This window comes from Serratia sp. 506_PEND, assembly GCF_001076875.1.
GTDB classification, from domain to species: Bacteria; Pseudomonadota; Gammaproteobacteria; order Enterobacterales; family Enterobacteriaceae; genus Serratia; species Serratia marcescens.
Genome location: NZ_JVEL01000104.1, coordinates 1 through 204, shown reverse-complemented (window position 1 = coordinate 204; position 204 = coordinate 1). Strand labels below are relative to the sequence as shown.

Here is a 204-nt window from a genome sequence, read left to right as displayed (position 1 = left end):
TCTATGTGGAAGGCCACAAGGACGAAATGCTGGTACAGGAAGTGAAGCATAACGTGACCGTTCCGACCGATCCGCAGTCCGGTCAGCCATCGGGCCAACGTGTGCACAAACCGCTGAAATTCACCGTCGCGCTGAACAAGGCCGTTCCGCTGATGTACAACGCGCTGGCATCCGGTGAAATGCTGCCGGAAGTGAAGCTCAACT

1 protein-coding gene is annotated in these 204 nt (G+C 56.4%); it reads left to right on the top strand.

Features of this window, described 5'->3' with window-relative positions:
* Positions 1 to 204: type VI secretion system tube protein TssD (tssD, locus tag ADK28_RS03045; RefSeq protein ID WP_048794847.1), on the top strand; the 204-nt coding region annotated here is incomplete at both ends.